19 protein-coding genes are annotated in these 22,861 nt (G+C 52.6%); 2 read left to right on the top strand and 17 right to left on the bottom strand.

Translation table 11 applies throughout. The features are described 5' to 3' along the window. Positions 1–40 precede the first annotated feature (40 nt). From KI379_RS11090 to KI379_RS11075, 4 genes are all read right to left on the bottom strand, one after another. The gene (locus KI379_RS11090) at positions 41–439 is read right to left on the bottom strand and encodes a phage tail assembly chaperone (RefSeq protein WP_212983581.1); all 399 of its coding nucleotides are present in this window, start codon (positions 437–439) and stop codon (positions 41–43) included. A gap of 140 nt (positions 440–579) precedes the next feature. Next, on the bottom strand, positions 580–1,014 hold the full coding sequence (locus KI379_RS11085; RefSeq protein ID WP_306433663.1) for a phage tail tube protein: 435 nt from the start codon (positions 1,012–1,014) through the stop codon (positions 580–582). A gap of 38 nt (positions 1,015–1,052) precedes the next feature. Then, positions 1,053–2,105: a phage tail sheath subtilisin-like domain-containing protein gene (locus tag KI379_RS11080; protein WP_212983580.1), complete on the bottom strand. Its 1,053-nt coding sequence runs from the start codon at positions 2,103–2,105 to the stop codon at positions 1,053–1,055. 18 nt (positions 2,106–2,123) lie between these two features. Further along, entirely contained in the window at positions 2,124–2,573 is a 450-nt protein-coding gene (locus KI379_RS11075; RefSeq protein WP_212983579.1) for a hypothetical protein, read from the bottom strand. A gap of 278 nt (positions 2,574–2,851) precedes the next feature. On the opposite strand from KI379_RS11075, the gene KI379_RS11070 reads away from it, so the two are divergent. Then, a complete protein-coding gene (locus tag KI379_RS11070; RefSeq protein WP_212983578.1) occupies positions 2,852–3,439 on the top strand; it encodes a response regulator transcription factor in 588 nt (195 codons plus the stop codon). Here the strand turns inward: KI379_RS11070 and KI379_RS11065 are convergent. From KI379_RS11065 to KI379_RS11010, 12 genes are all read right to left on the bottom strand, one after another. Beyond that, complete coding sequence (locus KI379_RS11065) at positions 3,426–4,832, bottom strand: sensor histidine kinase (protein WP_212983577.1); 1,407 nt, start codon at positions 4,830–4,832, stop codon at positions 3,426–3,428. The two genes, KI379_RS11070 and KI379_RS11065, sit on opposite strands and share 14 nt — an antisense overlap. Before the next feature lie 719 nt (positions 4,833–5,551). Beyond that, positions 5,552–7,921, bottom strand: a complete 2,370-nt coding sequence (locus tag KI379_RS11060) for a glycoside hydrolase family 2 TIM barrel-domain containing protein (RefSeq protein WP_212983576.1) — start codon at positions 7,919–7,921, stop codon at positions 5,552–5,554. Between the two features lie 46 nt (positions 7,922–7,967). Then, positions 7,968–10,043, bottom strand: coding sequence for an alpha-glucuronidase family glycosyl hydrolase (locus KI379_RS11055; RefSeq protein WP_212983575.1), 2,076 nt, complete (start codon positions 10,041–10,043; stop codon positions 7,968–7,970). Between the two features lie 26 nt (positions 10,044–10,069). Continuing rightward, positions 10,070–10,744: a GntR family transcriptional regulator gene (locus KI379_RS11050; RefSeq protein WP_076166482.1), complete on the bottom strand. Its 675-nt coding sequence runs from the start codon at positions 10,742–10,744 to the stop codon at positions 10,070–10,072. Between the two features lie 109 nt (positions 10,745–10,853). Further along, positions 10,854–11,660, bottom strand: coding sequence for a Nif3-like dinuclear metal center hexameric protein (locus KI379_RS11045; RefSeq protein WP_306433661.1), 807 nt, complete (start codon positions 11,658–11,660; stop codon positions 10,854–10,856). 157 nt (positions 11,661–11,817) lie between these two features. Then, entirely contained in the window at positions 11,818–13,455 is a 1,638-nt protein-coding gene (locus KI379_RS11040; RefSeq protein ID WP_212983574.1) for an ABC transporter substrate-binding protein, read from the bottom strand. 82 nt (positions 13,456–13,537) lie between these two features. Continuing rightward, positions 13,538–14,410, bottom strand: coding sequence for a carbohydrate ABC transporter permease (locus tag KI379_RS11035; RefSeq protein ID WP_212983573.1), 873 nt, complete (start codon positions 14,408–14,410; stop codon positions 13,538–13,540). Between the two features lie 13 nt (positions 14,411–14,423). Next, positions 14,424–15,386, bottom strand: coding sequence for an ABC transporter permease (locus KI379_RS11030; RefSeq protein WP_212983572.1), 963 nt, complete (start codon positions 15,384–15,386; stop codon positions 14,424–14,426). A gap of 602 nt (positions 15,387–15,988) precedes the next feature. Beyond that, entirely contained in the window at positions 15,989–17,104 is a 1,116-nt protein-coding gene (locus KI379_RS11025) for a glycosyl transferase (protein WP_244879255.1), read from the bottom strand. 13 nt (positions 17,105–17,117) lie between these two features. After that, positions 17,118–18,284 (bottom strand): glycosyltransferase family 4 protein, encoded by a 1,167-nt coding sequence (locus tag KI379_RS11020; RefSeq protein WP_212983571.1) that lies wholly within the window; start codon positions 18,282–18,284, stop codon positions 17,118–17,120. Beyond that, positions 18,281–19,333, bottom strand: a complete 1,053-nt coding sequence (locus KI379_RS11015) for a nucleotidyltransferase family protein (protein WP_212983570.1) — start codon at positions 19,331–19,333, stop codon at positions 18,281–18,283. The genes KI379_RS11020 and KI379_RS11015 overlap by 4 nt, the downstream gene beginning before the upstream one ends. Before the next feature lie 437 nt (positions 19,334–19,770). Then, positions 19,771–20,772, bottom strand: coding sequence for a BadF/BadG/BcrA/BcrD ATPase family protein (locus KI379_RS11010; RefSeq protein WP_212983569.1), 1,002 nt, complete (start codon positions 20,770–20,772; stop codon positions 19,771–19,773). 354 nt (positions 20,773–21,126) lie between these two features. Between KI379_RS11010 and KI379_RS11005 the strand changes: the two genes are divergently transcribed. Continuing rightward, positions 21,127–22,383 (top strand): cytochrome P450, encoded by a 1,257-nt coding sequence (locus tag KI379_RS11005; protein ID WP_373309588.1) that lies wholly within the window; start codon positions 21,127–21,129, stop codon positions 22,381–22,383. Between the two features lie 159 nt (positions 22,384–22,542). Here the strand turns inward: KI379_RS11005 and KI379_RS11000 are convergent, their stop codons facing one another. Then, entirely contained in the window at positions 22,543–22,812 is a 270-nt protein-coding gene (locus KI379_RS11000; RefSeq protein WP_076166513.1) for a YrhK family protein, read from the bottom strand. Positions 22,813–22,861 lie beyond the last annotated feature (49 nt).

Here is a 22,861-nt window from a genome sequence, read left to right as displayed (position 1 = left end):
AAGATCAGATGCAGCAGAAAAGCCTCGCCGCCCGCCTTAATCAGTTTTTTATTTCGTCTTCGTCACTGTCAAAACCGCTGATCTCCAGAATTTCGGAGGACAGCTTTGCAATCTCGCCGGCCAGCAGTACTCCCAAGATGGCTTCCGTTGGCGACCCGTATTTGTCGGTAAGCTCTCTGGCGCTCCAGTCCGGGATTAGACAGGCCCGTTGAATCACCAGGGCGCCGAACTGTTCCTCGTCGAGTACTTTTTCCCGTTTTGCTCCTTTGCCGGTATAATGCGTGCATTGTTCCTGGATTTTATGGATCGTTTTCCCGTCCAGCGCCTGGATTTGGAAGTCCACCCCGAGCCTTTTCATCGGGATGTCGCGCTTCGGCTTGCTGTCCGCGCTGAGCAGCGCCTGCAGCACACTGATTTGTCGGTTATCCGTTATCGTCATGGTTCATACATCTCCTTTATATATCGTCGTTGTATATGTTTCCGCAGCGGGTGAAGCCGAGAGCCCTGCGGCGTAGATGTGCCCGCCTTCTTCGCCAGGTCCCTTCCGGCTTCGTGTCTCCACCGCTTTCCGAGCAGGTTTTACTCAGCCGTTATTTTGTCTAGAAGCTCATAGCCTGTGAAATTAAAGGGAAGCTCCTCCTCCACGATGGCTCCGACTTCAAAATGCATCAGCGGGATTTTATCGAATGTCACGCCTTTGAGCCGAACACGGTATGCTCCATACGATTCGGGATCCTCCAGCTTCAGAATCAGCTCGGTAATGAACGTGCCTTGGCTGTCATCAGCGATCTTGCCAATCCGTTCGACGAACTCGGAAGTCACCTTGTAACCGGAAATGGTGCCTGTTCCGCTAAGTCCGGTCACCTTGTGCGCTGTCCAGCGGGTTCCTGCCCTTTTAATCTCTTCCTTCGTAATTTCTACGTTTGCCTCGGCTGATTTGATGTTGGTCAGCCAGGTTCCATCATGGTACACATATCCATAAGTCCCGTTAATTACGCGGGTCGAATCCAGCACAATAATCCCTCCCAGTTATATTAGGCATTTATCGTTGTCTACACCTTAATCGTTAAGAATATCCGCTCCATACTGTCAATTTCCGTAAAGCCGATCAGAAGAAATACGCTGTCTCCTTCAGACTTGCGGTCCGGATCCAAGGTGACGACGATATCGGTCAGCACGTTGTTCAGTTCCAGACGCTCCAGATAGGCTTTCACGGCGGAGATTAGCGCAGCCTGACCGTCCGCATTGTTGTCGAGCCTGCCGATATAAGCCTCCGCCGCCGCTTTCGGAATATCGGTCGAAATCGCCTGGCGTGCGCGCATGGCCCGGATCTTTTTCTTGCCTGTCACGAGCCCCTGCTCGACCTTTACTTTCTCCCCGTCGTGGACAAGAACGAGCGAACCTTTCTGCAGTGACGCGTTGATTTCGCTGTTTTTAAGGCGTTTAACGACATCCGCCGCCATGACCGGCGTATATGTTATCGATTTGTTGATGCCTGTTCCGGCGATCAGTCCGGCAATGTATGGGGCATAGCGGGCCGAGCTGTACGCTATTCCGCCAATCTCTACGCCCGTAATCAAGTTCACCGCGTATTCGTCGGCGAGGTCCGTGCTGCGCTTGTTTCCCACAGCCGGATCCAGATCATCTTCGAGTGACCCGCCGAACACGGTCATAAAATGCTTGCCTTCGTCTTCACGGTTGTCCTTACACCACAGCTGGGTCGCTTTGCGCTCTTCGGCAGGAACTTCATCCGGATACACAAACACGTTAAACGGCCGTGATCCAAAGACGTCCCGAATGGATGTGTATACAGCCGGCGTGACGTTGCCCTCTACCGGAGGCACCGTATATACCAATACTTCTTTGGCACCGCCCTGCAAAATCAGCCGGATGGGGCCCACCGCTTCCGCACCGAACAGCTGAATGGCTTCAGCCTCTTTCTCAATTGTGTAAAATTTACCCGCTTCGGCTCCTGCATATTGGAACAACGGAAGGGCGACCGTTCCGCGAGCCCCTCCTTTGATTTGTGCGGCAGCCGCCTCCACAAAGTTAATGTACAGCCCCGGCCTAACCGGTAAACTGATCGGATCCCATGCTCCACCCATTTTCTACATGCCACCTTCCTATAAATTGTTTGTGCGTACTTCGACGTGTCTTACTTTCTCGAACATCGGGCCGGCCACAGTTTCCCGTGACTGGATTTGTATCGTTCCAGGGCACCGAAACACCCCGTTATCCAGCTTTTCGGGCGCGGTCAGCGTCATCGTGTCGATTCTAAACTGGGATGATCCAGCTTCCGGGGGAGCGGCAGGATATTCATTCATCAAAAACTTGCTTAAGGCTTCCATTGCCTGTACCGCCTGCTCCGCATCACGGCCAAACCCATGGATCACATACTCCCGATCGACCAGCGTGTGGTCCCGGTTCACCGCTTTCCTCGTTTCCTGTTTGAACAAAACGGTAAAATCGCCCGGCGATGCTGCGGCTGGCTCCTGATACCGGTGGATCCCCGCTCCCGGAAATTTGGCCAGAATCAGCGCCGACATTCGGTTGATGCTGTCGCTTACCGACACATGTTTTCACCTCTTCCGGGCGGGACCGGACACAAAGCATAGAGCAGTGTATCCTTTACCGAGCATAATTCCATTATCAAATCATCCGTTCCCCACTTCCTTCAGTCAGCTTCTGCACGGGTTCTCCGACCCGCTGCATTTCGGATTATAGGCGGAAGGAGCGCATGACGAACAGGATGAACTTTTTTCACCTGGGGGTGAGAAGAATTCATCCTCCTGCGGACTCGTAGGTTCTGCTATACTTTATGCAACTGTAATCTTCTGTAAGGGGGTTTGAAATGGAGCGGATTCGAGTGATGCTGGTCGAGGACGATCCTTTTTGGCGGGATCACATCAGCAGCGATTTGTCCGATGAGCCTGATATTGAGATGATTGCCGCTTGTGCAACCAAAGAAGAGGCTGTCGAGACCGCTGCAAAATCAAGGATCGACATCGTCCTGATGGACATCAATCTGACCGGCAACAACCTGGACGGGCTGGAAGCGGCCGAGCTTATTTTGCGCCTGTCCGGAAATGAGCCCGTGAAGATCATCATGCTCACCTCCATTACGGAAGCGGAAGTCGTCATGAAATCTTTCAGGCTCGGCGCGCTGAATTATATCAATAAGTCGAGTTATCAGGATATCGTTCACGCGATTAGGGAAGCGCATCATGGCCGGGCAGCGATCCATTCCGATGCCGCCCGGATCATGCGGAGCGAGGTTCAGCTCATGGAGCTGACGCCCATGGAGAGAGAAGTGTTTGATCTGAGGAAGAACGGATTAAGCAAGCGGGAAATTTCCGAGAAGCTGCACAAATCGACGAATACGATCAAGTCCCAGCTGCGCAGCATCAAAAACAAACTGACCCATTTCAAAATGGATTGACCTGGTCAAGCGTCCGGGAATCCGCTTGCCGTTTGAATGCAGGCGCCAATGGCTTGAACCTGGCGTAAGGAAAATGCAGGACGATCGTCGTGCCCTTCCCGGGTTCGCTTGCGGCAACGGATAACCTCCCGCCGTGTTTGGACATGACGCTGGTGCAATAGGACAGACCCAGTCCATAGTTCAGAGCATGTTTTTTTGTCGTAAAGAACGGCTCAAATATTTTGGCCAGATGTTCGGGAGGAATGCCTGCGCCGTTATCCTGTACGGTAATCCGGAACTCCCGTCTGGTGGAAGCCGTATGGAGTTCAATACCTCCGCCGGAGGCAGGCAGCGCGTCAAGCGCGTTGCGGATCAGGTTGGACAGCGTCTCTGCGACGTGAACGGAATCGCAGTATAGCCGCCCTTCTGCGTCGTAACGCGAGGTTATCGTGGCCGGACGGCGCTCGATCAGCGAGCCGGCGGACGCGACGACGGAATCGATCAGCTGCCGGATATCGTGCTCCCCCTCATGCAGGACGACGTCCTCCGCTTTATCTTTGATCCGGTTGACCATGTGCAGTAAATGGGCGGTTAAGCCATGAACCTGTGCGATCGTATGCGCTGCCTTATCCGATTGTCCCGATTCCAGCTGAACCCGGCTTTTCTCGGCCAAATAATCGATTTTCTGGATTTCGTTCTTGATGGAATGGTTCAGGATGGAGACGCCCATGGTCAGCGTCCGGATGGAATAGTCAATGCGCTCCCGTTCGATTCTCAGCTTGATGCCGAGAAACCCGGATCTGGCGATATAAAAAATAATAAACCCCACCGTCCCCAAGATCATGATAAAGTTGGCCTCCCACATTCCATTGCTCTCCAAGTGAAACGACCACCAGCCCAGCTCCAAATGCTCAAAGCCGATGTAATCGCTCGTATACGCCCACAGCATTGCCAGCGGCAGCACGAATGTCCGCCACTGTCTGCGTCTCGCTGCTTCGCTCTTCTCCTTAAAATAGGCAAGGATGTAGCCAAAGCTTCCGGCGGCGACATAGATTCCGTCCCACCAGCGAAAACGGGCGACTTCAAACTGATTCCAAGGTTCATGGGCCCAATGGTCCGCCATCAGCAACCATGGACCAGGCAGCAGCGCGAGCGTCAGCACCTTTTTAACAAAACCGGTAACGCTCTCATTCAGCCATAACCCTCCCATACAGTAAACGTACGGCAGGACGTAAAAATAAATATGCATGGCGGCTACCGTAAGCCAATAAAGAAAGTAACTCAGCCCGGGGGATAACCAATCGGCTGGAATGTAGGGGATGATAGACAGATGCAACGCAAATGCGAAGCTGGCAGATCCGCCAAGCAGTATAGTCAAGCCGATCCATACCGTCGAGCGGGTGCGGTTGGCCAAAAAAAACAGGCCTAAAGACCATAAAGAAACAAACATGAGTATGTATATTATTTTCATGGGTTGGGTGCTAACCCATCCACCTCCGTGCCAGAATCACAGACCTCCATGCCATGTTCGCAAAAGTATTACACTTACTTTCTGACCTTCTATTCCCCTCCTTTTTTACAATATCCAAGCTCTTGGATAAGCTATTCGGCATATGCTATGATTCGGACTTTAACATATATGTCACTGCCCTCTTCCCCATGCTTGCGGGTCCAAAACAGGCTCACCCATTCAGCAAGACCATTGACATCTTGATGGCAAAAAAAACGGATTCCGGCCTATTCTCTTTCAGGTTACCTTTCATGGCAATAGGGTATCCTTTCGGTCACTTCTCGGGGAATCAACATATTGCCGTATTGCCGGATACATATACATAATCGGGCTGCACTGCACAATCTTACCAGATCCCAATCAAAAAAAGTATCCTTCCCGATACCTTAATTTATAATGGAATAGTATACCGCAAGCGGGATCCCCCAGCCATATACATAAGCATCCGCAATACTATGGATTTCTTCAAAACCCATACTGTGTCGAGCGTATCCCTAAAATTTTCCGAGCTGCGGCTGCTACGCAAATCTGCCCGAACCGGTGAAACGGCGATGAGTCCGGCTTAACAGAATAAAGGGCAGCAAAGAACGAATTTCATCGTCCTTGCTGCCCTTTTCATTTGCTTATTCTTCCACCTTAATCCGCAGTTCACCCTCAGCCAGACCGTCTCCAGCTGCGCGGATCACCACTTCGCCGGCCTCCAGGCCCGACTGAACGACCAGGAGGCATCGGCCCCCGCGGGTTTCCCTGCGGCTGCTCTTATAAGGCTCGTGGTCGCGCAAATCCCCGTTATCAGCGCCAATGATCTCGCCTTTACCTTGAATGTCGAAGCTTAACTCGAAGTCCAAATTCGGGACGACGATCCCCTGCTCATCCACGACGCTGACTTCGATATGTGCGATATCATGGGCGTCCGCCCTCAGCAGGGAGCGGTCGGTGTCCAGCACGATCCGATGCGGCGCCCCTGCCGTTTTCATCTCATACTCGGATACTATCGCATCGCCGTTACGGCCGACCGCACGAATGGTGCCGGCATGGTAGGGCACATGCCATTCCATGAGGCGGTTCGGGTAATCCGTCAGCTTCCGCACGCCATACGATTCGTTGTTAACGATTAGCTCCACGCTCTCGCAATTGGTGAACGTAACAAGCCTCATCAATCTGCCCGCCTGCTCGGGAAAGGTCCAGTGGCTCGCGAGCCCAGGTGATTTCCAATGCAGCGTCCACTGCGCGCCGGCATCCTCTTGTGCCGGATCGAACACGGCGATATGAACCATCGGCTCTTCCGACCAGAAGCTTTGCTGCAAATAAGAGATCGGTTTGCGGAAGCCGCAGGTATCGATCAGTCCAGATGCCCAGCCTTTGTACGCGTATGAAGCCTCTCCCAGATAATCAATCCCGGCCCAGACGAATTGCCCGATAACATAGTCATGCTTCTCGACATCAAACCAAGGATTGACCGGAAGGTAGCCCTTCACGCGGTTGCCTTCCCCCCGGTAGTAGGGAAACGTCTCGGTGCCGACGATCAGCGTATCCGGCATCGCTTCCCGGTAATGCTCGTACCACTGCTCCTGATAATTAAGCCCCAAAATATCGACCAGCTCCGCCATCTTTTTCGTGTGCAGGACCTTGTCTTCAATCGGACCTTCGCGCAGGCTGATCGGCACGTTATGCGGTTCGAGCGCGCAGGTGACAGGGCGTGTTGGATCCAGCTTGCGGCAGTAGTCGGTAAGCTGCTTCAGCATAACCAGCATGGATGGCTGTCCCTGGTTTTCGACCTCATTGCCGACACTCCACAGGAAAATGCTCGGATGGTTCCGGTCCCGGATCAGCATCGCCTCCAGATCCTTCTCCCACCAATCATCATACAGGTGCTCATAATACAGCGACTTCCACTTGTCGAACGCTTCATCAATGACCAGAAAGCCCATGCGGTCGCATAAATCAAGCAGCTCCGGGGCCATCGGGTTATGGGCGAAGCGAATTGCATTGCAGCCCATTTCCTTCAGTCTCTCCAGCCTGCGCTTCATGGCCTGATTATTGTAGGCCGCACCCAGGCAGCCCAGATCGTGATGGATGCACACTCCCTTCAGCTTCAAAGGCACCCCGTTGAGAATGAGGCCCCGGTTCGGGTCCAGAACGACTTCACGGATGCCAAACGGCGTTATATATTCATCGGTTTCAGATCCATCCCGAACAATCGTTGTCCGGGCATAATACATGTCCGGCTGGTCCGGCGACCACAAATGCGGAGAGGGGATCACCGTTTCCTGATCGACCGTAACCTCCTCGGAAGGAGATACGGTCACCGGAGACTCACATTTCCCCAAGACTACACCACGGCTGTCCACGAATTCGGTAATAACCGTACAATCCGCAGGCTCTTCGCCATGATGGTTAACCCGGATTTGCGCCTGGACCGTTGCTTTATCCGGATGGATCTCCGGTGCTGTTATGAAAGTTCCCCACGCTGCAACATGCAGCTCATCCGTCCGAATTATCCATACGTTGCGGTAAATACCCGAGCCCGAATACCACCGGTCGGATGGCATCGGCGTATTGTCCACCTTGACCGCGATCACATTGTCTTGATCCCACTTGATATAAGGGGTCAGATCGTATTGGAAGCTGACATATCCGTATGGCCGTTTTCCGGCGAAATGACCGTTGATCCATACTTCGCTGTTATGATGAACCCCATCAAACTGAATATAGACGCGCTCCTTGTTGGATGACGACTTGATATGGAAATGCTTTCTGTACCATCCCACGTTCCATCGCGGCAGATAAGCCTGCATGCCACCGAATGCCATGGCGGGATCCACCTGCTGCTCGATGCTCCAGTCATGCGGAACCTGCAGCTTACGCCACTCCTGATCTTTAAAATCCGGCTGCTGGGCGCCTGCGTAGTTTCCCAGGGCGAACAACCAGCCCGTATTCAACGAGCTCATCTTCCTGCTTCGGGTTCCCGCTTCCATTGTCAGTTCTGTCATGAGCCTACCTCCTGCTCTACTCGTAAGGGATATGATCGTTGAATGACTAATAGATGGTTCGGCCGGCTGCATCCGGAATACCGGATTTCCGGTAAAAATACGTATTGATGACATCCCGCCATTCTTTGGCATGGTCCAATTGAATATGCAGCCGCTCCCAGACATTCCGGTAGCGCCATTCATCGATATGACCTTCCAGCTTGCTCCAACGCCCGATCAGCTGCTCCACACCCTCCACACCGTCGAAATGGGTGTCATAGATATGCTGGATCACCGTCTTGCCGGAATGAAGCACATGGCTGTACGGAACATGATGGAAGAACAGCAGCAGCTCATCCGGGCACGATTCCAGCGATTCATACCGCTGTGCATTTTCGGGGAAATATTGGGAGACAAAGCCGGTTCCGTCCTTGACCGTCCGGTTTACGCCGATGCCGTGACAATCGGCAAAATGATACGTCCCCCACACCGAATACTCATAACCGTCGACATTCGGTCCGTAGTGATGCCCCGGGTTGACCATCCAGCCGACGCCAAGCGGTGAAGTGTAGCTCTCGTAAACATGCCAGGAATCTGCAAGCATAGGTTCAATTTCTGCGGAAACCAAAGAATCGCCGCCGAATGTAAGGCGAATCCATTCCCCCGTGATATCCTCTTCAGTCAGATCCGGATTCCAGGCAAGGCGGCCGTACCCGTAAAGGTTGGCCTGCGCCAGCGTATGCCCGGTCCAATTGTGGTCGTCTCCCACGTTGATGACGGCGGCGATCCCGCAGGCTCGATAAGGATAGATCCCCCCGGAGACCACTTTTTTGACCTCGGTGCCCTGGCCTTGGGCGAACGTATCAAAATCCAGAATTTCTTTCCACTGGGGAACAAGATAGCACAGATGCTTCTGCTGTCCCGTATACTCCTGCGTGATTTGAAACTCCAGCATCTGATTCGTGCCCGGCATGGCTCCAAGGAGCGGGGATACGGCTTCACGGACCTGAAAGTCCATCGGACCGTTTTTGATTTGGAGAATGACGTTAGGTTTGAACTGCCCATCGAGCGGCTTAAAATGGTCGTAAGCTGCGCGTGCCCGGTCCGTTGACCGGTCTCTCCAATTCTGAAGGCAGTTGTACACGAAGCATCTCCAAATGACGAGCCCGCCGAACGGCTCCAGCGCTTCCGCCAGCATGTTCGAACCGTCTGCATGCGTACGGTCATATGTAAAGGGGCCCGGACGATGCTCCGAATCCGCTTTTACGACAAATCCGCCGAAATCGGGAATATATTCGTATATTTCCTTTGCTTTTTCCTTCCACCAATCGCCCACCCGGGAATCCAGCGGATCGGCCGTGTCCAGTCCGCCAAGCTCCATCGGGCTTGCATAGTTGACACTGAGAAACAATCGGATGCCGTAACGGCGGAAGATCCCGGCCACATTCGCCACGTCCGGCAGAAACTGCCGTGTAATCAACTGCGTTTCCGTCCGGTGGACATTGACGTTGTTTATCGCGATGCCGTTGATGCCGATGGACGCCATCAGCCTGGCATAGTCCCGGATACGGGCGTCATCCTCAACAAACCGGTTATCCTGAAAAAAGATCGATCTGCCTGCATACCCCCGCTCAATGGAACCGTCCATATTGTCCCAATGGTTCATCATGCGCAGCGGATTCCGCGGTCTGTCCGTCACATCCAATCGGTCCAGTTCCTGTCCGGTCCGCAGAATCCGCAGCAGATGAAATGTGCCGTACAAGAGGCCCCTGTCCGTATTCGCCATCACATACAGCGAACCGCCGCCGTTCTCGGGATGACGCCGGATGGCATACCCTTCTTCCCCAAGATCCTTAATTCGTGCTGCATCCATCCATTCTTCCGGTACACCGATCTCCTCGAGTAAAGCAAGCCGGATCAGGTTCGACGCCTGCCGATCCGGGTCTGACACGATGGCAGGAAGGGTGCCTGTCATTTCACGAATGCCGTGCGTGAGTTCGGCGAGCGCGGAATCGATTACATCCGAATTGCCATATACCGCGATTTGGGTCAGTTCCTTCATCCCGGCGAGTGATTCATTATTCGTATAGCTGAGCCAGCCCTGATCGGCTGACGAGTATGGAAGCCTTGCCTCTTGCGCCATGAGCTTCTCGTCCCTCCCGATGATCTTTATATAAAATAATGCGGATATTTCTCTTTTAAAAAGTCCTGCTCCACGACGACAAGGCGGAGATGCTGCTCCATCACCTTCATCGCGTGTTCTTTATCCTGCTGAATGATCAGCTGGTAGATTTCCTTATGTTGACGAATAATATTTTCCCAGTTGGAGTCTTTGGAGAGCCGGAGCAGCCGCAGCCTGTTAAAATGAATGTTCAGCTGCTGCAGCATTTTCCACGTCCGCTGTTTGCCGGTAGCGTCAAACAGGATTTGATGGTACTCTTCATCCAGCTCAAACAGCCTGTAGAAATTGTTCTGCCCGGCACAAACATCCTGCATGGCAATGTTCGCTTCAATCTTGAACCGGGCGTCTTTATCCAATTGGTCGCAGGCAAGCGCCACGATTTCTTTTTCCAGCTTCTCGCGGATAAACCGGCCTTCCTCCACATGCTTCAGGTTAATGCGGGACACAATGGTGCCGCTCTGCGGGATGATGTCCAGCAGTTCTTCTTCCGCCAGCTTCATAAACGCTTCCCTGACGGGCGTTCTGCTGACGTTCAGCTCGTCCGCGATTTCCTTCTCCGAAATTTTGGTGCCGGGTTCGAGCTCCAAATGAAGAATTCTTTCCCTCAGCAGGTTATAGGAATAAGCCCTGGTGGAACCCTTGATTTTCTGCTCTGTCGACATTACGGTTACCTCTTTCTCCTTGCTTTCATTTCACAACACGCGAAGGTCGAAATGACTGCCAAACATTCTTTTTTTAGTAAATAATTTAGTCGGACAACGCTGCGGACACTTACAGGATTTCAATCATCGAACCGGTTGGAATAAAGTGGACCGGAAGTCCAGGAAATCTGCCGGCAAGCCGTTCGCTGATCAGCTTCATCCCCGGTTCCTCGCTGGCTGCATGACCCAGCATCAGCAGCGCTTTGGCTCGTCCCTGCGCGGCTGCATCCCGGACATATTCGAGCGTTTCCCATTCCGGCCCTTCACCGATGATCATCAAATCCAGACGTTCTTGCTCGAATAACGGGATCGCGTGCTGTCCACCTCCCCTGTACCCGACAGCAACTCCGATTTGTCCGCAGACCGTCTCGGGATCGCCGACGGCACGCAGGTAGGGCAGGTTCAGCTTCTGTTTTACATGCTCGGCGATGTCGGATAACCTACGGCTCTGCGGTAGCCGCACAACGGAAGCCGTTCCGAGATCCCGGTGCTCCTCTTCCTCCCATCCCAATGCTTCGATCAGTCCCGCCGTAATGATATCCGGCCGATAACTGTGTGGATGATCGTGAAACCGGTAAATGATCATATCATCCGATTCGATCAGCTTCCGCTTTGCCGCATGAACGGGATCCTCCGGAGCGAAGCCCTGCTCTTCCTGATGACTGTAAAAAGCCCCTTCGTGAGTAACCAGCAGGTTCACCCCAAGCCGGATGGCCTCAAGGACAACATCATGGGAAGCGATGAAAGCGACCCCGATTCCGCGGACTTCCGCTTCGGGAGTTCCGGCGATGATCCGGTCGATCCGGGATTCCAAATCCCCGGCGGGTTCCGTTAAATACGTTACAACCTCCTGAGCAGTAACACGCAAACCATTCACTCCTTCGGACTATGAAAAGCATGGATGTTCGTGGTGGATGTTATGCTATTACGGCATAACGCCCGGTGAGTTGAAAACAGGCTGCCATTTCGCTGGCGAAACGGCAACCCGATTCGTGTAACTTCAGATAAGTTCGTGTTTATGACGACTTACCGACCTACTTCTTCTCTTTATAAGCTTTATACGTCTTGTTGGCAAGCTTAACATAATTATCCAGACCTTGTCCCTTGAGCTCGTTCACGAATGCGTCGAACTGGGACAACGGTCGCTCGCCGAGGATAAATTTGAGCGTGTTTTGATCCGAGTAGTCTTTCAGCGGCGTGCTCAGCAGGGTCGCCTGCTCACGGTCTTCCACGGAATACGGGATCGGCGGCTCGGCCGGTACGACGGTTTTCGTCTTTTTCATATCTTCCTGGAACTTTTTCTCTTCGTCGCTGAACATCGATTGCAGCAGCTCCGTTGTACCGCCGTAGGCGAACACCCCTCCGGAGAAGCCATAATCGATACGCAGGTCCTTCGTTCCTTTCGGGTTCAGGCCGTTATAGTTGATATCGTCGACCAGCTTCCGGACGCCGTTCTCTTTGGTATACGTTACCCCTTCAACACCCCACTTGGCAAACTCTTCGCCTTCGTCACTGTAGTAGAGCCAGTCAATGAACTGAAGGATCGCCTTAAAGTTCGGGTTTTCCTTGGCTTTGGCCAGAATCATCACGCCGTTCTCCAGACGGGAGCCTGACATCAGCTGACCTGCAGGTCCTCCTGGCACCGTAATTTTGGCGATGGAGAATTTGCCCTCTCCGAGCGATTTGTTCATGTCCGTACGATGCAGCACGACGGTCTGGGAGTTGCCGTTGATCACAAACGATTTACCGGATACGAACTTCTGAGTCGCCTGATCGTCCGTTTGCGTAAAGCTTTCTTTGTCCAGCAGGCCTTCGGATACAAGCTTGTTAAAATACGTCAGCATATTTTTGTATTCCGGCGTCGTGGACGTGTACACGAACTCGTCCTTGTCCGCTTTGTAAGTGAGTCCGTTGCCGAAGCCCCAGCCAGCCTTCGTTCCGAATCCGGTCGCCGCAATGTTCAGCGTACTGTTGAACTGGAACCGGTCGGAGAACGGAATCGAGTCCGGATAAATTTCCTTCAGTTTCTTGAGAGCGGTATACAGCTCATCCCAGGTCGCAGGAATCGGAATGTTGTTCTTCTCAAAAATGTCGGTCCGCACAAGCAGCGTATAATCCGGCCATACCTCTTCATGCATGCCAGGGAGCACATAGTATTTACCGTCCTCCTGCCGGAGTCCGTCCAGCTCCTTTTCCATGCCCCACTTTTCGACTTTATCCTTAAAATTCGGCATCATATCAATGTAATCGCTTACCGGCAGAATCGCACCGGATGACACAAAGGAAGCCTCTTCCCCGGGATACGTTTTCGGAATGACCAGCGGAGCGTCTCCCGAGCTGATCAGCAGCGAGCGCTTCTGGCTGTAATCGCTCATCGGAACGATGGTTGGTTGAAGCGTGACGCCCGTTCTTTTCGTGATTTCCTGGAACAGCATCCAGTCCTTCTTGTAAGGGTAGGCCGGCTGGTCGCTGAAAAGAATCGGCAGGTTAAACGGCTCGGTTGCCTTGAAAGAAACGTTAACACCGTAATTTTCCATCGCGCCTTTGGATTGGTCCTTGGCTTCTCCGCCTCCGCCGCTGCTGCCAAGATTGTTGCTGCAGGCAGCCACGGACAGGCTCATTACTGCGGCCATCAGCGTCATGCCCCATTTTTTACGAGAACGCTTGAACATTTGTTTACTCCCCCCATGAATGAATGTCGGAACTGCAAAGAAATGTAAAGCTATGAAATGAATGCGGCGATCCGGACCGGATTTATCCTTTCACGGAACCCAGCATAACACCCGATACAAAGTACTTCTGGACAAAAGGGTAAATCAGCAGAATTGGCAGAATCGTCAGAACCATCGTGACCGATTTAATGTTCGCAGAGATTTGGGTCAGGTTATCCGCTGACGTCGCTCCCGCAGAAGCGCCACCTGTTGCCCCGGCAATGAGGTTCCGCAAGTATACGGTGACTGGGAACAGTTCCTTCTGGTCCATGTACAGGAAAGCGGAAAACCATGAGTTCCAATGTCCCACCGCATAGAACAGCATCATCGTGGCCATGATCGCCTTACTGAGCGGAAGAATAATGCGGAACAGAATCCCGTACGTATTCAAACCGTCGATCGAAGCCGCTTCTTCCAGCTCCTCCGGCATATTCTCGAAAAATGATTTCATGATCAGCATGTTGTAGATGCTGATGGCACCCGGAACGACGATCGCCCAGATCGAATTGGCAAAGCCAAGGCTGTTAATGAGCACATAGTTCGGGATCAGCCCGCCGTTAAAGAACATGGTGAACACCGCGAACATCGTCAAAAATTTGCGTCCAATCAGCCTTTTCTTGGACAAGGCGTAGGCAAAGATCGTCGTCATGAACATCGAAATGGCCGTTCCGACCACCGTATACACGACGGTGTTTTTGTAGTTCGTCCAGAACATCGCGTCCTTGGCCACCGTCCGGTACGTGTCGATATTGAAGCCTCTCGGAATCAGGTTGACCTTCCCCGCATTGATATAAGCCTCGCTGCTGAAGGACTGGGCAAGTACGTTAATGAAAGGAAATACCGTAATGAAGACAATCAGCAGCAAAATGATCGTGTTGACGACTTTGAACACTTTATAAGAAACGGAATCTTTCACTTGAGGCACCTCCTTACCATAGGCTTCTTTCCGTTACTTTTCTGGAAATCGCATTGACTGAGAACACCAGAATGAGCCCGATGATCGATTCGAACAATCCGATGGCCGTGGCGTAGCTGAAGCTGCTGGATTGCAGACCGACCCGGTACAAATATGTAGAAATGACGTCGGACGTTTCGTAGATGACCGGATTGTAGAGGAGCAGTATCTTTTCAAAACCGATGGCCAGGAAGCTGCCCATGTTCAGGATCAGTAGGGTTACGATGGTCGGCAGGATCCCTGGGATCGTCACGTGCAGCGTCTGCTTCCACCGGTTGGCGCCGTCAATTTTCGCAGCTTCGTACAGGGACTCGTCAATCGTCGTCAGTGCGGCCAGATACAGAATCGCTCCCCAGCCCATGCCCTGCCATACCTCGGAGGTCACGTAAATCGCCCGGAACCACTCGGCCCGCTGCATGAAATTAATACCGTCTCCGCCGAAGAAACGGATGAGCGCATTGATCGACCCGCTCGCCGAAGTCATCTGCAGAATCATGCCGGCCACGATGACGATCGACAAAAAGTGCGGCATGTAAGAGGCGGTTTGAACGAATTTCTTGAATTTCTTGTTCTTTACTTCATTAAGCAGTAACGCAAAGATAATCGGAATCGGGAACGTGAACAGCAGGGTCAACGCGCCGAGAATCAGCGTGTTCGTAAATACCTTCCAGAAGTTCGGATCCTGGATAAACATCTGGAAGTAGTGAAACCCTACCCATTTCTCTCCAAAGATGCTCCCCCCGGGAACAAAACGGCGAAAAGCGATGACGTTACCGATCATCGGCCCGTATTTGAAAATGAGCAGGTAAATGACCGGTAATACCAAGAGCGAATACAACTGCCAATCTTTGCGAAAAAGCCTTCCTACAGAACGCTGCTTCTGTTTTTTGACGGCTCTCTCCTGGGGCAAGACGGGGCTTGCGGCCTTCGTTTCCATTCTTCAGATCACTCCAATCCGCGCAGAACATGTCGCTGTTATTTTTGCACTTCTCGTACCAATCCGTCTGATGTCTCGCGCAACCATTTCACATATGAGCATTCATCCCGGTCCGGGCAAACGGATAAACCGCTTACAATTCGTGTGGCTCAACTGCGGTCGTCGAACCCTGAAAAAGACCTCCCCTTTCTTAAAGCGCTTACAAATAACCTTCAAAAAATTCACTACATCTGTTCTCCAAAGCTTTTTTGAACCTAGAAAAACAACAGACCGGAATAAAAATGGTGAGGCAGTTCAGAAGAAAATTGGAATACTAGTATAACTAGTATGGTAGTTGAGCTGTTTTTATTGTAATGGACCTTTTCCTGGATTTCAATATTTTTCTTTCGAGAACTTTAAAAAAGTTACGCCCTCTGCGAACAAGCGGAATACGAAAACAGTCATCCCAACCGCAAAAAAGCGCCAGCCGTGACCTATCACAGCTGACGCTTCATATGAAACATTCGCATATCCCTGCTTCACTTCGGCATGATTGCATGATCGCAAACATGGAATTCCATTCCATATAGAGACTATGGATTTGTTTTCAAATGTCCATAGATTTAAATGTTCAGCATCTCGGCACGCTTTTCTAATTCGTCTCGGCCACAATGCAACTCGGCATACATATACTCTGTCAGCAAAAAAGAAATCGTGGATTCCGCCCCCTTGTTCCGGTTCGGCCCGTTCGGCGTCAGTCCGTCGCAGCAGCTGCCGTCTGAAGGATCGGCGAGCGGCCGGCGGCAGTCATTTTCACCGTGGAACCACTCCCGGCAGCGCCGGATTAGCTCCTTATATTCCTGACTGCCTTCCACACGATATGCCTCCCTGGCGGCCAGAGCCAGCTTCATCACTTCGAGCGGCTGCTGATCCCACCGGCTGCGGTGGCCGCGGTCGGCCCAGCCCCGGTTGCCGATCGGCCGGATCCATCCTTCCTTTGCCGTCATTTGTTCGGCCAGAAAATCCAGGGATTCCTTGGCCACCCGCCGGACGGTTTCGCGTCCCGTGGCTTGATAGGAGGAATAGAGTGCCCATGGAAGTACGCCGTTTCCGTAGGTCATCTGCGGCTCGAACCAGTGCCAGCCCGGCTCAGCCGACGTGGAGTAGAGGTCCATCAAATTTCCCTCTAAACGCTCGATCAGCGTCCACACCTGAAGCTTCTCGAGCAGCTCCGGCCTTGTCATTTGGAGCGGATAGCATTCCTCTACTGTCCAGAGCCGGGAGTAGGCCGCAAGCGTATACGCCCATCCCCGCGGGAACTGCAGCTGCTGCGCGGCAGCGGCCGACCGGAGCAGGATCGTTTCGGCAGCCCACCTGCTTCCCTCATCCGGCAGCTCTGCCCATGCATTCACAGCAGCCCATACGGCGCGGCCGTGGCAGTCATCCGATGCCATTTCCGGTTCTGGAGAACGGTCATAAGCAACATTGTTATGGAACGTTCCGTCCTCTTTTTGAAGCCACAGCAGAAAAGCCAGGTAGATGTCTGCCAGCTTCAGCCAGCGTTCGCTGGCATCCGGATCCATGCGCTGAATAACCGAACAAGCCCAAAGGGCACGGGCATTGTCGTCTGTTGTATATCCTTCCTGTCTCCGGGGAGCCGAACCTAAGGCATGCTCGAGCAAACCTGTATCATCAGTCATTCTTTCCAAATGTCTAGGACAGATGCGGTAACTGTTCAAGGGTCCCCCCCCCTCAGTTCGCTTTCATGATTTCCGGAACGGAAGCGGCCAATCCGTTGAACAGCTCCAGATGGAGCTGACCGACCTTGGACCAATGCATGTCCGCTCCAATCCGCCCCATTTCCCGTTCCCATCTTTTCGCCGTTTCCTCTTCGGAAAGAATAGCTCCCATTTGCTCCGACCATCCCTGCGTATCATCAAAAGGAATCAGCAGCTCCGGATAATCCCCCAGCAAGTCCTTGGCATAGGCATACGGCGTCGTCAGAACCGGCCGGCCCAAACCGACCGCATAAGCGAGCGTTCCGCTCGTAATTTGCTGCATGCCCGGATAAGGCGTAACGTACAAGTCGGCGGCCGATAACAGCCCGGCCAGTTCGTTCTCTTCCACGAACCTGTCGATCATGACGACATGGCCATCCACCCCCAGCTCACGGGCGAGTAATTCGAGCTCCTGACGGTACGCTTCGCCTTCCCATTTGCGCACTTCAGGATGCGTCTGCCCCACGATGGCATACAAGGCGTTCGGAACTTTTCGAACGACATCCGGAAGAGCACGAAGGATCAACTCAAAACCTTTCCCCCGGCTGAGAAGGCCAAAGGACATCATGACCTTACGTCCGTCCCACCCCATGAATTGCCGCGTCCGTTCGCGTAAACCGGCTGCAGGCTCCGGTGTTCCATGAGGCACGCAGCGGATTTTATCCATCGGCACACCCATCGATCGGTGGAGGTAGCCGGCAGCCAGCCGGTTCATAACCAATATCAAATCGCTCCGCTGGGCAATCCGCTTCTGAATGCTTAAATACGGCTCTTCCGGATGTTCAAATACGGTATGAAAGGTAACGGCAAACGGCTTATCGAGATGATCGACCAAATCAAGCACATACTCGCCGGCCTCCCCGCCGAAAATTCCGAATTCGTGCTGAAGCGAAACGACGGAGACGTCGCTCCGGTTCAACCGCTCGGCAAGCTTTCGGTATGCTTTGCGGTCCTCCTTCTCGACTTCATGGATCATCGGATCCGTGTCTCCCAACAAACTGAACGCCGGCTTGACGGCGTAAACCTCATCTTGGCCCTTCCAGCCTCTGGCTCCGTTCACGCTTTGCCGCAAGTGATGCGTATAGGTGGCAATCCCGCATTTTTGAGGCACATAAGTGCCTATATAAGCGATCCGATTCATACGGTAATCTCCTCCTCCTCCTCTTTGATGCGGTGTGCAAAAGCTTCGTAAAGGATGTGCCGGGATCCGATTTCCGAGCCGAATCCGAATACGCATTGGTACAGCTGTGCACCTTCCCTTACGTGACAGCCGTCCCACAGAATCGTCTCTGATAATCGGGTGTTATTGGCAATCCGGCAGTCGTCCCCGATGACCGTATACGGTCCGATGATGGCTTTATCGCCGATTTGCACGCGGTTCCCGATCACGACCGGCGGGATCAAAAGGGCACCGTCGCCGATCCGGCAGCTGTTCCCTGTCCAGATTCCCGAAGTCTTCTCTTTACCCGGCAGAGGCAGCTTCAATTTGCGATCCAGAAGGTCCCAATGCACCTGCCGATAACGTTCCCGGGTGCCCATATCGAGCCAATATCCGGTCATCGTGAAGCCATACACGCCTTCCCCTGCTTCAATGAGTAGAGGGAAGGTTTCCCTTTCGATCGATACCTCGCGGCCTGCCGGTATGTAGCTCAAGGCTTCTTTGTTCATGACATAGATTCCGGCATTGATCAGTTTCGAAGGTGCTTCCCCCGATTTCGGTTTTTCCACAAACCGGGCTATGCGGCCTGTTTCCGAGATGTCTACAACGCCAAAAGAACTGGGATCCTCTACCTCGGTCAGCCCGATGGTAACGGTCGCCTGCCGTTCCTGATGATATTGAATGAGCGGTTTAATATTCATATGCTGTACGATATCGGCGTTAAACACCAGGAAGCAGTCGCCAAGCAGCGATTCCGCGTTTTTAATGGCGCCGGCAGTACCCAGCGTCTCGTCCTCTATAACATACTCGATAGAGACCCCCCATTTTTTGCCGTCTCCCAAATGGTTTCGAATCAGGTCCGGGTAATGCTTGAGCGCCAGGACAAATTCCCTCACCCCTTGATCTCTAAGCTGCCTTACCAAGTGTTCGATCCAGGGACGATTTCCTACCGGCGCCATCGGTTTCGGCATTTGTTCAGTTAACGGCCGCAGGCGTGTGCCCAGTCCCCCGGCCAACAGCAACGCTTTCATCGGTTGATCACCCTCCAGTTCGGTTTTCGGTCATAAAAAAAGAAGCCGGCGCATGGCGAACCTTTTCTCGATCATGGCACCATGAGCGTAAAAAATTCATTCATCAACGACTTCTGTTTTGGAGTTGTCTGGTCTTCAGCCCCTATACGCTAAAGTCCGTCCACTATGACCTTTTGCCCCTCGGCGGGATCAAGTGCCGCATCATCGAACAGAATGGTCATATAAATATAACCCCCTCCCGTTTCTGATTATTAGCACTCACCTAAATAGGCTGCTATTAATACTAATAACGAATTCCTCCCTGGCTTTCAATAGCGATTACACGCGGAAGTGAATGAATATTCGTCATGAAAGCCAATACACGGGATACTTTCGCCAGTTTTTTCAAATTTCCTCATTCATACGCCAGAAATTGTAAACTCGATAAAGACCGAGCATTATGATTCTACGATGGCCCTATTTTTTACGCTTAATGTGTCCTCAAGCCTGCTGAGGACACTGTCCGTAACCGGAAGTCCCAGCTTCTCCATGGCATACAAGAACGAGCCTACAACGGGAGGAAAATGCGGCTCCATCAAACCGAATGGCCTTCCCGGATCATCTGTGGAGATACGCTTAAGCTTTCCTTGAAAATAAGTGCTGTTCGCCACGCTCCCGATGCACGCAACCCGCAGCGTTTCGGCCTGAAAATGCCGTCCGAGCAAGCGGATGCCAACCACGATCTGGTGAATGGACCGGTCGCAAACCACTTGGGCTAATGAACTGCCTGCCGCTGCCGCCTCCGTAACATAAGGAGCAAAGGCTCCAAATACCCGGTCCCTTTCGCGGCGGTCATCATGGAAACCATTCCTGCCCAGGAGTGCAAGTTCCCCAAGGTCGGCTGCATTCCAATGCGAGAGCATATCATGAACCAGACGCCCGTCAGTATCGTCCGTATGTCCGGCAATTGCTTCATAAACGGCGTCATAGGCCAGAAACCTGGCTGCGCTTGCGGCATAGTGATGATAGTCGTAATTACGTAAGTATTGCCCTTCTTCATTGATACCGAAAATAATTGAGCCTGTACCGGAAATCACCACGATGCCTGGCTTTGCCATCAACGCACCATAATGGGCGGCGACCGCATCGTTTACGTGCCACTTGGGGCATGTCATTTCCGGTAAATGAGTCAGTTCCTTCACCCATTCTAAATCCTGATCCCGGTCGTAACCGGCGATGCCTGCGGCCATGCCGCAAATTTCCCCGGGAGAACACCCCACGACGGAAAGGGCTTTGCGGATCGCCGTTTTGACATTATCCGTAGCCTGGTTATCCCGATGCTGCGATGCCGCTTTCTGATCCTCGATGTACGCAGCGATGTTTCCTTCCGGACTTGCGATGATTACTCTGGTATTGGAGCCCCCTCCGTCGATACCCATAATCAGTTTCCTTCCAGCCATATCATCCCCTGCCCCTTATCTCTACCATCCAATAACTAACCCGAGAAGAACTTCTGCCTTCTTGGAAGTTATTTACTTGTTAGGTTTAATTCGACAAAGTTCTCTTCATATCCTCCTCCAAAAACTCCCTCAGAACGACGCAGGACTCCGAAACATTCGGGGGTCCTTGACCGCTTCCTCCAAAGCATCTTGGTTTGCGGCTGCCTTTTATCCTTCGGGGAGAATGGGAATACTTCGATTCGTACCCCTGTTGATCCAAATCCTTCTCATGTCCATGCCGGGTACGATCTATCGAGTACAGTTCGGGTAAGTATATATGATGCGGTTTATTAGTAAAAGGAGGTTGCACTCATGTTGGAAGAAAACAGACCGATGCCGGCAGAAGAAGGCTTGGATCATAGTTTAGCTTTTCTTAAAGAAGGCTATTTGTACATCACGAACCGAACCCTCGGATTTCAATCGGATGTATTCGAGACGCGTTTGCTTGGCGAACGGGCCATTTGCATGCGCGGGGAAGAAGCCGCCAGGCTGTTTTATGACGAGGACAAATTTATCCGGTTCGGTGCGGCACCCAAACGCGTGATCAAAACGCTGTTCGGTGAAAACGGGGTTCAAACGCTGGACGGCGAAGCCCATCGCCACCGGAAAGCGATGTTCATGTCTCTCATGTCCGACGAAGCGATGCAGCGAATGCGGGGGCTGACCCGAAAATATTGGGAGATTGCAGCGAAAAACTTTGAAACGCGGAAAGAAGTCGAGATTTACGAGGAAGCCAAGGAATTGTTATGCCGGGTTGCCTGTGAATGGGTTGGAGTTCCGCTTGAACCGGAAGAGGTACGAGAGAAGACGGGCTGGTTCGGCGCGTTGTTCGAATCTCCCGCCTCCATTGGAATCACTTATATGAAAGGCCGGAACGCCAGAACCAAGGCGGAGTCCTGGATCAGCGGCCTGATTGAGGACGTGCGCGCCAACCGTTTCACAGCGCCGGAACATTCGGCACTGGCCGTGATCTCTTTTCACCGGGATCTGAATGGCCAGCTGCTCGACTTAAAAACCGCCGCCGTGGAAATGCTGAACATTATTCGTCCGATCGTCGCCGTTTCCATTTACATCGCCTTTACCGCACTGGCCGTCATTCAGCAGCCAGAAGAGCGGGAAAAGCTGGCCGGATCGGATGAAATGCGGCTTGGACATTTTATCCAGGAGGTCCGCCGCTTCTATCCTTTCTTCCCCGTGACGGCAGCACGGGTGGCAGAGGATTTTGTCTGGAACGGTTATCGGTTTGAGCAAGGGACGTTAACCATGCTGGACTTGTACGGCACCAATCACCACCCGGACCTGTGGGACAAGCCGGAGAAGTTTATGCCGGACCGTTTTCAACATTGGAGAGGATCCCCTTTCAGGTTTATTCCTCAAGGCGGAGGAGATCATGATACAGGGCACCGGTGCGCCGGCGAATGGATAACCCTGGAAATCATGAAGGAGAGCCTCGACTTCCTGGCCAACCGGATGAGCTATGACGTGCCACAGCAGGATTTAAGCTACAGCTTCAGCGATATTCCGTCGCTGCCCCACAGCAACATTGTCATTCAGAACGTCCGAAGTGTTTAGATATTTATTTGCTTATGTTCAACAGCCCATGCTTTCCCTGCACAGAGAAAAAGCCGCAGCAATGCGGCTTTTTAACTTGCGTCAGAATGATCATTATCGGGGTCCATCGCCAAGGACCTGGATTCACATGGCAGCCAGACCTCTTTTTTGCGTAATGACTTAGCGCTGTTTCCAATCGATTTTGCCCAGAATGCGCAGCACGCTGCGGACAAGCATTTGGCAGCTGCCCATGATGAACAGCCACACGCCCGCCGTTTGCGTCGACTCCTGAAAAAACAGCATGCTGCCGCTGATGTAGCACAGCGAAATGATGATGTCGCTTGCGATCCGCAGAACCTTGCCGGGTTCATGGACCACAAGCCGGTGGTGCCGGAACTTGACCACCCAATGCCAATGATGTTCATCCGTCTTAAGCTGCTCAAACTCCATGAGATGATGCCGGATAATAAATCAGCTCCTTTCGTAACACAAAGAGGAC

Origin of the sequence: Paenibacillus cineris (assembly GCF_018333335.1) — a bacterium.
GTDB lineage: Bacteria > Bacillota > Bacilli > Paenibacillales > Paenibacillaceae > Paenibacillus_AQ > Paenibacillus_AQ favisporus.
This window is presented reverse-complemented; position numbering and strand designations above follow the sequence as displayed.

Coding starts and splice junctions, on each gene's coding strand:
- KI379_RS11080 (WP_212983580.1), bottom strand. CDS start 2,105: ATGGGTGGAGCATGGGATCCGATCAGTTTACCGGTTAGGCCGGGGCTG.
- KI379_RS11050 (WP_076166482.1), bottom strand. CDS start 10,744: ATGTCGACAGAGCAGAAAATCAAGGGTTCCACCAGGGCTTATTCCTAT.
- KI379_RS11040 (WP_212983574.1), bottom strand. CDS start 13,455: ATGTTCAAGCGTTCTCGTAAAAAATGGGGCATGACGCTGATGGCCGCA.
- KI379_RS11070 (WP_212983578.1), top strand. CDS start 2,852: ATGGAGCGGATTCGAGTGATGCTGGTCGAGGACGATCCTTTTTGGCGG.
- KI379_RS11055 (WP_212983575.1), bottom strand. CDS start 10,043: ATGGCGCAAGAGGCAAGGCTTCCATACTCGTCAGCCGATCAGGGCTGG.
- KI379_RS11020 (WP_212983571.1), bottom strand. CDS start 18,284: ATGAATCGGATCGCTTATATAGGCACTTATGTGCCTCAAAAATGCGGG.
- KI379_RS11060 (WP_212983576.1), bottom strand. CDS start 7,921: ATGACAGAACTGACAATGGAAGCGGGAACCCGAAGCAGGAAGATGAGC.
- KI379_RS11015 (WP_212983570.1), bottom strand. CDS start 19,333: ATGAAAGCGTTGCTGTTGGCCGGGGGACTGGGCACACGCCTGCGGCCG.
- KI379_RS11030 (WP_212983572.1), bottom strand. CDS start 15,386: ATGGAAACGAAGGCCGCAAGCCCCGTCTTGCCCCAGGAGAGAGCCGTC.
- KI379_RS11000 (WP_076166513.1), bottom strand. CDS start 22,812: ATGGAGTTTGAGCAGCTTAAGACGGATGAACATCATTGGCATTGGGTG.
- KI379_RS11090 (WP_212983581.1), bottom strand. CDS start 439: ATGACGATAACGGATAACCGACAAATCAGTGTGCTGCAGGCGCTGCTC.
- KI379_RS11010 (WP_212983569.1), bottom strand. CDS start 20,772: ATGGCTGGAAGGAAACTGATTATGGGTATCGACGGAGGGGGCTCCAAT.